At 58.1% G+C, this 11,152-nt stretch carries 10 protein-coding genes; 5 read left to right on the plus strand and 5 right to left on the minus strand.

Features of this window, described 5'->3' with window-relative positions:
• Genes ACR0J8_RS20480 through ACR0J8_RS20495 form a run of 4 tightly spaced genes read right to left on the minus strand, consistent with a single transcriptional unit; the run spans position 1 to position 3,032 of the window.
• Positions 1 to 831, minus strand: a complete 831-nt coding sequence (locus ACR0J8_RS20480; RefSeq protein ID WP_480527039.1) for an amidohydrolase family protein — start codon at positions 829 to 831, stop codon at positions 1 to 3.
• Positions 828 to 1,256 (minus strand): RbsD/FucU family protein, encoded by a 429-nt coding sequence (locus tag ACR0J8_RS20485; protein ID WP_480527041.1) that lies wholly within the window; start codon positions 1,254 to 1,256, stop codon positions 828 to 830. The genes ACR0J8_RS20480 and ACR0J8_RS20485 overlap by 4 nt, the downstream gene beginning before the upstream one ends.
• Positions 1,246 to 2,298, minus strand: a complete 1,053-nt coding sequence (locus ACR0J8_RS20490; RefSeq protein WP_480527043.1) for an aldo/keto reductase — start codon at positions 2,296 to 2,298, stop codon at positions 1,246 to 1,248. The genes ACR0J8_RS20485 and ACR0J8_RS20490 overlap by 11 nt, the downstream gene beginning before the upstream one ends.
• Entirely contained in the window at positions 2,295 to 3,032 is a 738-nt protein-coding gene (locus tag ACR0J8_RS20495) for a GntR family transcriptional regulator (RefSeq protein WP_480527044.1), read from the minus strand. Before ACR0J8_RS20495 ends, ACR0J8_RS20490 begins: the two co-directional genes overlap by 4 nt.
• Positions 3,033 to 3,115: 83 nt before the next feature.
• Between ACR0J8_RS20495 and ACR0J8_RS20500 the strand changes: the two genes are divergently transcribed.
• The 4 genes from ACR0J8_RS20500 to ACR0J8_RS20515 are packed head-to-tail and all read left to right on the plus strand — an operon-like array spanning position 3,116 to position 8,231.
• Positions 3,116 to 4,669, plus strand: a complete 1,554-nt coding sequence (locus ACR0J8_RS20500; protein ID WP_480527045.1) for a UxaA family hydrolase — start codon at positions 3,116 to 3,118, stop codon at positions 4,667 to 4,669.
• A gap of 42 nt (positions 4,670 to 4,711) precedes the next feature.
• A complete protein-coding gene (locus tag ACR0J8_RS20505) occupies positions 4,712 to 6,238 on the plus strand; it encodes a sugar ABC transporter ATP-binding protein (protein ID WP_480527046.1) in 1,527 nt (508 codons plus the stop codon).
• Positions 6,235 to 7,242, plus strand: coding sequence for an ABC transporter permease (locus ACR0J8_RS20510; protein WP_170615619.1), 1,008 nt, complete (start codon positions 6,235 to 6,237; stop codon positions 7,240 to 7,242). Before ACR0J8_RS20505 ends, ACR0J8_RS20510 begins: the two co-directional genes overlap by 4 nt.
• A 44-nt stretch (positions 7,243 to 7,286) precedes the next feature.
• Entirely contained in the window at positions 7,287 to 8,231 is a 945-nt protein-coding gene (locus tag ACR0J8_RS20515; protein WP_170681871.1) for an ABC transporter substrate-binding protein, read from the plus strand.
• 297 nt (positions 8,232 to 8,528) lie between these two features.
• Here ACR0J8_RS20515 and ACR0J8_RS20520 read toward each other — a convergent pair whose 3' ends face one another.
• The gene (locus ACR0J8_RS20520) at positions 8,529 to 10,106 is read right to left on the minus strand and encodes a DUF5928 domain-containing protein (RefSeq protein WP_480527048.1); all 1,578 of its coding nucleotides are present in this window, start codon (positions 10,104 to 10,106) and stop codon (positions 8,529 to 8,531) included.
• A gap of 143 nt (positions 10,107 to 10,249) precedes the next feature.
• Between ACR0J8_RS20520 and ACR0J8_RS20525 the strand changes: the two genes are divergently transcribed.
• Positions 10,250 to 11,068, plus strand: coding sequence for a sulfotransferase family protein (locus ACR0J8_RS20525; protein WP_480892021.1), 819 nt, complete (start codon positions 10,250 to 10,252; stop codon positions 11,066 to 11,068).
• Positions 11,069 to 11,152: the final 84 nt, after the last annotated feature.

The following is an 11,152-nucleotide window of genomic DNA, read 5'->3' on the forward strand; positions in this document are numbered from 1 at the left end:
TTATTCCCTCAGGCTGTAGGCGCGCAGCGCATTGCCGCCCAGAATTGCCGAGCGTTCTTCAGGTGTCAGACTCGAAAGCAGCGTGTCAGTAACCTCGACCCAACGTTCATAGCTGCTGGCAAGAGTGCAAACCGGCCAGTCGCTGCCCCAGATCAGGCGTTCGGGTCCGAACACGTTCAGCAGATGATCCACGACAGGGCGCAGGTCGCCGATGTCCCAGTCGGGCCGCGCTTCGGTCACAAGTCCGGACAGCTTGCAAAACGCATGGCTGTTGCTGGCGATTGCGGCAATGTCATCGGCCCAGTCAGACAGCCGATCGTCCCGGATTGCCGGTTTTGATGCGTGATCCACGATAACCCGCATCTGCGGGTATCTGGCCAGCAAACGGCGCAACGGCCCAAGATGCTTGAGCAAGGTCAGGGCATCAAAGGCCAGTTCGTGATCGATGAGCGCCGCAAAGGCCGGGTGCAGAGACTCCCGCAGCATCCATTCAGGATCCTCGATATCCTGAATCATCGGGCGCAAACCGACGAGGAGTGGGTTTTGTGCCAGCGCCTTAATCTGTTGTGGGGCATCGGATGCTTCGAAATCAACCCAGCCCACGACGCCTTTGACAAAGGAAGTTTTGCCCGCCAACGACAACATGAACTCTGTTTCGGCAACGGTCGGGGCAGCCTGAACCAGAACAGTGCCATCGATTCCGGCACGTTCAATCAGGGGCAGCAGATCGGCGGGCAGAAAATCCCTGTAGATCGACCCCATCTCGGCTGTCAGCCAGCCGTAATCACCCCGATCCAGAGACCAGAAATGCTGATGAGCATCAATTCTCATCCAATCACGCCCTTTTTCAGGATGATATTGCCATAAAGCCTGCGCTCGCCGGTCTGGACGATGACGAAAGCTTGGGATGCGCGTTCATAGAATGCAAAGCGCTCAAGGCTTTGTATTTCGACGGGGTTGTCGGCTGTCTGGTGAATGACGGATTGAAAATCGGCCACCGCTTCGGGGATCGCCTCGGGGTTTCCCACCACCTGCATGGTCAGGGCGGGGTCGGGAACAAAATTGTCCAGCGGCATGACCGAGAGAACGGCCCGAAGAATATCACTGGCCGAGGATCCATCCGCCCGCAAGCATTCGGGACCTGTGCTGGAGCCGGGGAAATTGGCGTCAGCGATAACGATGTCATCTCCGTGCCCCATGGATCGTAAGGCGTGCAGAAGGTCAGGGGAAAGCAGGGGGTCGATGTTACGCAGCATGGGCCGTCTCCGATGGCAGGGGGGCATCCGCGCGGATCAGGCCTTCGGATTTCAGGTCCGACCACAGCGAAGCGGGAATATTGCGCTCCAGCAGGGCGACATTCGCATCCACCTCGGCCGCACTGACCGCCCCGGGTACAACAGTTTTGACACATGGATGCCCAAGAACGAACTGCAGGGCGGCCGCAATCAACGGGGTGCCGTGAGCGTCACACACGGACTCAATTTCGCGCACTTTGTCCATGATGTCCGGTGGCGCATCCACGTAATTGTACTTTGCTCCGGGAACCGCGCCGGTCGCCAGAATGCCCGAGTTGTAGGGGCCGCCCAGAATGATGCCGACATCGCGCTTTTCGCAGAGCGGCAGAAAGCTGTCCAACGCCTCCTGTTCCAGCAGCGTGTATCGCCCAGCCAGAAGGAAGCCGTCGAAATCCCCCAGACCCAGCAATTTCTCGCACACCTGCCATTCATTGACCCCGGCGCCGATCGCGGCGATTTCGCCCGCCTCACGCAATTCAGCCAGTGCGCGGTAGCCGCCGCCGTCAAAAAGCTCTCGGACCTTCGCGTCGGATGCTTCCTGACTGCCCTGGCTGAACACGCAAACATCATGCACCAGAAGAATGTCGGCATTGGCGACGCCGATCCGTTCGCGGCTGGCCTCGTAGGATCGCATGACACCGTCATAGGTGTAGTCGAATACGATGCGTTTCCGGGGAACATCCACGAAAGCTTCGGGCGTGACCTCATGCGGTTCGCAGTCCACAAGAAGGCGCCCGATCTTTGTGGAAAGCTGAATGTTGTCACGTCCAAAGACCGGGATGGCCTCTCCGAAACGCTGTTCAGACCGGCCCAGCCCGTATTGCGGTGCGGTGTCAAAGAAACGGATTCCGGCATCGAAGGCCGCATGCAGCGCGGCCTGTGCGTCGGCATCGGACACCTTGCGATAGAGGTTTCCCAATGGCGCGCCCCCGAAACCCATGCGGGTCAAAGGAACAGGGCGTGACGTTCGGTTGTTGAGGAGTTCGGTCTGAGAAACGGTCATCCTGCGTCTCGTTCTGGGTGGGAGCTGATGTTGAACAGGTGTGGTTTTTCGCGTTCCAGAACCTCGATGCGCGGCATCAACTGTCCCAGGTGATGGCGCATCGCCTCCTGTGCGGCTTGTTCGTTGCGGTCCTGGACCGCGTCGAATATCGCGCGGTGTTCCTGCAGCGTTTCCGCAACGCGGCCCGGGGTAGGCAACAGCAGCATGCGTGCACGGCTGACCTGCAGCGAAACCGTTTGCGCCACATCCGGTAGCCGGACAAAGCCGGTAAAGGCCATCAGCAGGGCGTGAAATTCCTCGTCGGCCTGATAGAACCCGGGGATGTCCTCATCCTCGATCAGCAGTTCCTGCAGCCGCATGTTGCGACTCAGGCGCTTGCGCTGGTCTTCGGTAAAATCGCGGGCGACCTTGGCGACGGTAGCCAGTTCAAGGGCTTCGCGCAGAAAGACGCCCTCGCGGATTTCCGACATCGAGAAATAGGATACCCGCGTTCCCGATTGCGGAACCACATCCACCAGCCCTTCGGCTGCCAGCCGGGCAATCGCCTCGGCCACGGGCGCACGGGAGACGCCAAGCCGTTCACAGATCGGCGCTTTCTTCAGATTTGCGCCCGGCAGGAAATCCAGGGACAGGATGGCCTGCTTGATCGCAAGATAAACACGGTGCGCCAGCGAGCCTTCTGTCACGGCAATTTCAGGCAGCAAGGTTGCGTCGATGTCTTGAGGTCGGTTCATGATTTTCGATCTAGCATACTAACATGTTAGTTGACAAGTGTGGGTTCGCTCATTAGCAATTTGTGCAGGCAAGTGGGAAAACAATGCAAGCACAGCAGAAAAACAAGGGCCTTCAGGACAAGGCGCAGGACACCGTCAGGCTGAACCCGGATGACAATGTGGTCATTGCGCTGCGTGACCTTTCGGCTGGCGACTGCCCGACAGGAGTGCCTGCGCCTTTGCCGGGTTCGATCGGGCGTGGCCACAAGATTGCCGTGGTGCATATCCCCGAAGGGACGAATGTGATCCGGTATGGCCAGATCATCGGGCAGGCCAAGTCAGATATTGCGCCGGGCGCGCATGTCCATGTCCACAACCTTGGGATGGGAGAGCATCAGCAGGACTATGCGCATGCGGCTGCCTGCGTGCCATTGCCCGAAATACATCACACCCGGACCTTTCAGGGGTTTCACCGAGCGGACGGCAAAGTGGGCACGCGGAATTACATCGGCATTTTGACCACCGTGAACTGTTCCGGCTCGGTCGCGCGTTTCATTTCCGAGGCGGCCGAGAAATCGGGCCTTCTGGATGCTTACCCCAACGTCGACGGCATTGTGCCGATTGTTCATGGCACCGGTTGCGGAATGTCCGGCAAGAGCGAAGGCTATGCCGCCCTGTTCCGCACATTGGCAGGCTATGCGCAGCACCCGAATTTTGGTGGCATTCTTCTGATCGGTCTGGGCTGCGAAGTCATGCAGGTGTCCGATCTGGTCGGGGGGCGTCCGATCCGTCCCGATGGCGCATTGCGTTATATGACGATCCAGAACGAGGGCGGCACGCGCCGAACCATCGAGCGGGGGCTGGAAGAGCTGCGCGGAATTGCCGAACTGGCCAATCAGGCCACCCGGCAACCCGCGCCCGTCAGTGCAATCACCGTTGGAATGCAATGCGGCGGTTCAGACGGGTATTCCGGCATCACGGCAAACCCGGCGCTTGGCTACGCCTCGGACCTGCTGGTTCGGCACGGTGGCACGACCATTCTGTCGGAGACGTCCGAAATCTACGGTGCGGAACATCTTTTGACCCGTCGTGCCGAAACCGTCGAAGTTGGAGAAAAGCTGATCGCCCGCATCCGCTGGTGGGAGGACTACACCGAACGAAACGGCGGCGAGATGGACAACAACCCCAGCCCCGGCAACAAGCGCGGCGGGCTGACGACGATTCTGGAAAAATCGCTGGGTGCGGTCGCCAAGGGCGGTACGGCGCCTCTGCGCGATGTGTACGAGTTTGGCCAGATCGTGGACAAACACGGGTTTGTTTTCATGGACAGTCCGGGGTTTGATCCCTGCTCGGTCACGGGTCAGGTGGCGTCAGGGTCGAACCTGATTGTGTTCACCACCGGGCGCGGCTCGGTTTCCGGCTATCAGCCGACACCCTGCATCAAGCTGGCCACCAATTCCGAAATGTATGCCCGCATGTCCGACGACATGGACCTGAACTGCGGCGACATCGTCACCGAGGGCGTCAGCATCGAAGCCAAGGGCGAGGAACTATTCGAGATTCTGATCCGCGTCGCATCGGGCGAACAGACGAAAAGCGAGCAGCTCGGATTCGGAGGGGTCGAGTTTGTTCCGTGGCAGATCGGAGCGGTGATGTGAACCGGATGCGACACGGGGGCTGAGGGACAAATGGGAGGAGAAATGACGAAACTGGTCGAAATGACGGGGATTGAAAAACACTTCCCCGGCGTGCACGCGCTGAAATCCGTGCAGTTCGATCTGGTTCCCGGCGAGGTTCACGCGCTGATGGGCGAGAACGGCGCCGGGAAAAGCACGCTGATGAAAATCCTTTCAGGCATTTATCAGCGCGATGGTGGGTCGTTGTCGGTCGAAGGCCGGGTCGTCAGCCCACAATCCCCGCGTCAGGCGCAGGATCTGGGGATCGGCATTATTCATCAGGAGCTGAGCCTGATGAACGACCTGACCGTGGCGCAGAACATCTTTATCGGTCGCGAGCCGCGCAAAAGCTTTGGTCGACTGGACGATGCGGCGCTGAATGCACAGACAGCCGACATCTTTGCTTCGATGAACCTGGGGCTCGACCCAAGGGCGCTGGTCGGCGGCCTGACCATCGCCAAGCAACAGATGGTCGAGATTGCCAAGGCTCTGTCCTACCGCTCGAAAGTGCTGATCATGGATGAACCAACGGCGGCACTGAACGATGCCGAGATTGCCGAACTCTTTGTAATCATCCGCCGCCTCAAGGCCGAAGGCGTAGGCATCGTCTATATCAGCCACAAAATGGACGAACTGAAACAGATCGCCGACAGAGTCACGGTGATGCGTGACGGCGAATATGTCGGTACGGTCGGTGCCGCCGAAACCCCGATCAGCCAGATCATCGCGATGATGGTGGGTCGCGAGGTCAAGGAAGAACCGCTGGAGGTACCCGATCTGGCCGGGGCCGAAGTTTCGCTTGAGATCTGCAACCTGTCACGGGGCGTCGAAATTCAGGATGTCAGCTTCTCGGTCCAGAAGGGTGAGATTCTGGGATTTGCGGGTCTGATGGGGGCGGGCCGGACCGAGGTGGCGCGGGCCATATTTGGAGCGGACCCGAAAGACAGCGGTGAAATCCGGGTACACGGACAATCCGTCTCGATCAGATCCCCCAGGGATGCGGTGCGGGCCGGGATTGGATACCTTTCCGAGGATCGTAAGCACTTCGGCCTCGCCACCGGCATGAACGTACGGGACAATATCGCGCTGGCTTCGATGGATCTGTTCACCGGTACAGGCGGCGTTCTGAACGACAGTGAAATCGGCACCGCCGCCAAAAGCTACATCAATCAATTGGGCATCCGGACGCCATCCGATGTGCAGGAAGTGCGGCTGTTGTCAGGGGGCAACCAGCAAAAGGTTGTCATTGCCAAATGGTTGCTGCGGGATTGCGACATTCTGATCTTTGACGAGCCGACGCGCGGCATCGATGTCGGCGCAAAATCGGAAATCTACAAGCTGCTGGAAGAGCTGGCAGAACAAGGCAAAACCATCATCGTGATCTCATCCGAACTGCCCGAGATCATGCGGCTGAGCCATCGCATCGCCGTGATGTGCGAGGGCCGGCTGACCGGCATCCTGCCCGGCGGAAAAGACACCACTCAGGAAGACATCATGCATCTGGCCACCCAACGCAAGGCGGCGATGCAGGTTACAGGGACAGTGCAATGACCACAGCAACGGATCTCGACAAGAAAAAGCCACTTGCGGGCCTGTCGGAAAGCGGCGCGTACCAGAAGTTGCTGGCCTTCGCCAGCCTGATCGCCCTGCTGATCGGCTTCTCGATCGCATCGCCCAACTTCATGCAGACCTCGAACATGATTGCCATTCTGCAGGCAACGTCGGTCAACGGAGTGCTGGCGGTGGCAGCGACATTGGTGATCATTACCGGTGGGATTGACCTGTCGGTGGGTACGCTGATGACGTTTTGCGCGGTCATCGCCGGTGTGGTTCTGACTTATCTGGGCATGCCTTTGCTGCTGGGTGTGGCTGCGGCCATCGCGGCCGGCGCGTTTTGCGGGCTGTGCTCGGGCACATTCGTGGCGAAGATGAAGATCCCGCCCTTCATCGCCACGCTGGGCATGATGCTGATCCTGAAGGGTCTGTCACTGGTGATTTCCGGCACGCGGCCGATCTATTTCAATGACACGCCGGGTTTCGACCAGATCTCGCGCGGGTCGCTGATCGGTGAGGTCATTCCGGCGCTGCCGATCCCCAATGGCGTGCTGATCCTGTTTCTCGTGGCCATCGCCGCCTCGTACATCTTGGGGCGCACCGTTCTGGGCCGTTATACTTTCGCGCTGGGCTCGAACGAAGAGGCGGTGCGCCTGTCCGGTGTGAACACCGACATGTGGAAGATGCGCATCTATGCGCTGGCTGGCGCGATCTGCGGCATTGCGGGAATCCTGATCGCCTCGCGGCTGAATTCGGCGCAACCGGCATTGGGTCTTGGGTACGAGCTGGAGGCGATTGCAGCCGTGGTGATCGGCGGTACATCCCTGTCCGGCGGGCGCGGCACCATCCTGGGCACGCTGATCGGCGCGCTGATCATGGCGGTTCTGACCAATGGTCTGCGGGTGCTGTCGGTTGCGCAGGAATGGCAGACCGTCGTGACCGGAGCAATCATCATCCTTGCCGTCTATGCCGACATGGCCCGGCGCAAGAAAACCGGCTGATCATTTCAGAAAACGAAAAAAACGACCAACTGGAGGAGAAAATCATGTTTACACGTCGTTTCATTCTGGGGGCGCTCAGTGCTGCCAGCCTTTCCGTTCCGGCCTCGATGGCCGTGGCCGAGGAGGTCTATATCCCGCTTGTGTCCAAAGGGTTCCAGCACCAGTTCTGGCAGGCCGTGAAGGCCGGAGCCGAGCAAGCAGCGAACGAATACAATGTCACCATCACGTTCGAAGGGCCTGACAACGAAACCATGGTGGATCGCCAGATCGATATGCTGGCCGCTGCGCTGGCCAACAACCCCAAGGCCATCGGCTTTGCCGCGCTGGACAGCCAGGCGGCGATCCCGCTGCTGAAACAAGCCAATGACAAGGGCATTCCGATCATCGCGTTCGACAGCGGGGTGGACAGTGACATTCCGGTGTCCACCGCGACCACAGACAATCTGGCTGCTGCGGGTCTGGCTGCTGACAAGATGGCTGAAATGCTGGGTGGCAAAGGCAAGGTTGCCGTCGTGGCCCATGACCAAACCAGCCGCACAGGCATCGACCGTCGCGATGGGTTCGTCAATCGCATCGCCGAGAAGTATCCCGATATCGAGGTCGTAACGGTTCAGTACGGACAGGGCGACCATCTGAAATCCACCGAGGTGACAAAGGCGATCCTGACAGCCAATCCAGATCTGAACGGTATTTTCGGAACCAACGAAGGATCGGCGATTGGCGTTGTGAACGGTGTGCAGGAACTGGGCACCGAAGGTCTGGTCATTATTGGCTATGACAGCGGCAAGGCCCAGAAGGACGCGATCAAGAGCGGCCTGATGGCAGGGGCCATTACCCAGAACCCCGTCGGTATCGGATACGAAACGGTAAAGGCGGCGGTGGCCGCGTCCAAGGGTGAAAGTGTACCAGCCCTGATTGATACCGGGTTCTACTATTATGACGCGTCCAATATGGAAGATCCGGCAATCGCCGCCGTATTGTACGACTAAGTCGAAACGCCCCAAAAAAAGCCCGCCGTTCGGTGGGCTTTTTTTCGATGGCAACACACCGAATAGACACCAAGGCTCAGAAGGATCTGCGCATCGAGTGATCCCAGCGCGGTGCGTTTCAATATTGAGCTTGATGTGGATTGTTTCGGCTACGTGCTATCGGGGTCGGCAACCTCAGACCCAAAAGTTGATCGACGAATATTGCAACAAAACGAAACCGGACGTGGATGCGATTGATCGATTGCCCGAGAGGCCTGTCGTGCCGCCGGGCGGATACCGTCGCAAAGCCGCATGGTCTCAGTCCAGAAACAGATAGTCCAACTGCATGACCGACCGCGCCTTTTCCGGAGAAATCCTCAGAAACGCGGCGATCGCCGCTTCGTTTTCTTCACGTTCGGCGGATTCGCGAAGGCGAAAATGGCCCTCAAGTCCTGCACTGCGGATAAGTTCGGATTCGTAAGCCAATGAGTTTCTGAGCGCGGGCAACAGGTGGGCGACCCGCTGCGTCGGCGTGTTTTCCCCGGCCAGTCCGACACGGCGTGCGTGGCCTATCAGGTACTCATCCGAGTAATCGCATTCGATCTCCAGAACATGCGTCCGGGCCTGATCCGCACAAAAATCTTGAATGATCTCAAGGTTTGCCGGGTCCACGCACAGGACCAGCCTGTCAGTTTCAAAACATTCGAAAAGCATGCGCACCACGGCGCGCCGATGACGGCCCCGTTTGACCAGGGTGGTTTCAATACCTCCCAGGTCCGGCAATGGCGAATCCTGTTCGTTGAACAGGTATTCAACGCAGGGAATGTCTGTTTCCGACATGATCTGATCTACCAGCCGCTTGGCGACGTGCCATTTTTTGCAGGCGATCAGGTAGATCTCGCGTCCGGGGTCCAGCGTGTTTCCAGCTTCCCAAAAACGCGGGGCATAACGCCGGCCAACCCGCCCGCGCCCGGCCAGAAAGTCATAGAGGCTGCGTCCTTCATTCGAAATCTGGAAGTCAATGCCGTCGCTGGCGTAGAGTTTGCCCAGTCTTTCCTTGAGCTCAAGCGCTTCGGGGCTGATCTTGCGGGCGAACAGATAATCCTGACCAAGCAGCATGTCATAATGGTCGTTATAGAACGTCACCGGCATGCCGTAATCCGAGAACATCAGAAAGGTCAGCGTCCGGTTCTCGATTTCCCGTCTTGGGATAAGATGGCGGACAAGCGTTTGAAAAAAGGTCTCGTCCGGAATCCAGGTTGTCGCGAAGAACCGGACAACATCTCGTCGCTGGCGCAGGAAATCCAGGATCTTTTCCACGGTCTGGCGTCGCAGACACCACCATTGGCTGCCGATCATGACCTGCAGGTCTTGCGGGATTTCACGGGTCAGGCCCATACGTTTTTGTATCTCGTATGACGCATAGAACCGCCCGCTTTGCGTACGTTCATTGAAATAGTGTCGATAGATCAGCCGGTCGTCCTTCATGCCGGTCTTGATCCAGTTGCTTTCGAAAAAGTCGTGGCTTTCGATGAAATCCAAATCGTTGCGGTTCAGGAAATCGTGAACGTATTCGGCTGTCTTGATCGCCATGCAGTCGCCTGACAGCATGTAGAAATGCGTTGCGCGCGGAAAACTTTCGACCGCTGCTGAAAGCGCGTGGAGCGTTGCCTGAACCAGCGACCAGGCACCCCAGCCGCATTTGATCCGTTTGACTGCGAATGCGACGTTCGGGTTGTCCTTCAGGGCCGTTTGTATTCTGGCGTAATCTTCAGCCTTAGCACGCGCATCGAAATGGATCGCCATGCAGTCACCGGCCGCAGTCAGTTGCCGGGCCTGCGCGATGATCGCGTCGGGGTCTTTGTGGCACAGCAAAATATAGGCAATCTTTGCCATCTGAGTTACGCGATTTCCGTTTCTGCCTGTTCGCAACCGTGATACTGAGGATGAGCGATTGAATAAACAGAATTTTTTTGCTTCTTTGGGGTCCAAAGCCGACGCGTCAATCTGAGACCCGATCGGATAAGGAGGCACAGCAGATGGGTTTTCCCGGCACCTGGATGACCGAAAGTGAAAGCATGGTTTACCGTGTTGTGCCCAAATGTGCCTGCTCGACCATCGGGCAGATCATGTATTATTCCGATCATGGCAGGTTCTTTGATGGCGACATACATGATGCCAAAGATGGCATGCATAAATGGGCTTTTGGCCCGAGTCAGGACCCGATTTCAACCAATGTCCGCTCGCACGCATCTTATTCCTTTACCTGCGTGCGCAACCCGTACACCCGCGTTCTGAGCTCGTTTTTCGACAAGATCTGCGGCATTCAGCGCAATGGGAAACGGTATCGCGGCAACCTTGTGCCGACGCTGGTTTACAATTACGGCATCGAGGTTGGCGGCGACGACGGCAAGGGAGAGTTCGACCAGATCGCCAGCTTTCGCCGGTTCCTGCTTTTTGCGCGTGATACGATTCGCTGGCGGCGCCCGATGGATCCGGACATTCACTGGTCGGCGATGTCCGGGCATGTCTCGACCTTCATCGTGAATGGCGGGCGGTATGACCGGATTTTCTGGACCGAACGTTTCAACGACGGGATGCAGGATGTTCTGGATCACATCCAGACCCCTCACGCCATAGCATTGTCGGATATTCCGCGGTTCAACGAATCCGAAGGACACGGGCCCAAGCGCGCGCATCCGATCGAGGCTTATTTCGACGACCTGTCGATGCATCTGGTCTATGAGATCTACAAACAGGATTTCGATCTATTCAAATACGATTTCGAAAACCCGGCAAACAAGATGCCGATCGGTGAAATCGATCTGGACGAGGTTCACGCCAAACTTGGTGATTGACCAAACCGCAAACGCTCCTGCCCATCGTCAGTGCTTCTTGCGAAACACCTCCTTTGGTTGGGCCCGGCGCCGGGCAATGCGCGG

This window comes from Ruegeria sp. N11 (assembly GCF_056531525.1).

Bases quoted from the DNA above. Each gene is read 5' to 3' on its own strand.
- ACR0J8_RS20500 (WP_480527045.1), top strand. From the start codon at position 3,116: ATGCAAGCACAGCAGAAAAACAAGGGCCTTCAGGACAAGGCGCAGGAC.
- ACR0J8_RS20485 (WP_480527041.1), bottom strand. From the start codon at position 1,256: ATGCTGCGTAACATCGACCCCCTGCTTTCCCCTGACCTTCTGCACGCC.
- ACR0J8_RS20520 (WP_480527048.1), bottom strand. From the start codon at position 10,106: ATGGCAAAGATTGCCTATATTTTGCTGTGCCACAAAGACCCCGACGCG.
- ACR0J8_RS20490 (WP_480527043.1), bottom strand. From the start codon at position 2,298: ATGACCGTTTCTCAGACCGAACTCCTCAACAACCGAACGTCACGCCCT.
- ACR0J8_RS20495 (WP_480527044.1), bottom strand. From the start codon at position 3,032: ATGAACCGACCTCAAGACATCGACGCAACCTTGCTGCCTGAAATTGCC.
- ACR0J8_RS20515 (WP_170681871.1), top strand. From the start codon at position 7,287: ATGTTTACACGTCGTTTCATTCTGGGGGCGCTCAGTGCTGCCAGCCTT.
- ACR0J8_RS20480 (WP_480527039.1), bottom strand. From the start codon at position 831: ATGAGAATTGATGCTCATCAGCATTTCTGGTCTCTGGATCGGGGTGAT.
- ACR0J8_RS20525 (WP_480892021.1), top strand. From the start codon at position 10,250: ATGGGTTTTCCCGGCACCTGGATGACCGAAAGTGAAAGCATGGTTTAC.
- ACR0J8_RS20510 (WP_170615619.1), top strand. From the start codon at position 6,235: ATGACCACAGCAACGGATCTCGACAAGAAAAAGCCACTTGCGGGCCTG.
- ACR0J8_RS20505 (WP_480527046.1), top strand. From the start codon at position 4,712: ATGACGAAACTGGTCGAAATGACGGGGATTGAAAAACACTTCCCCGGC.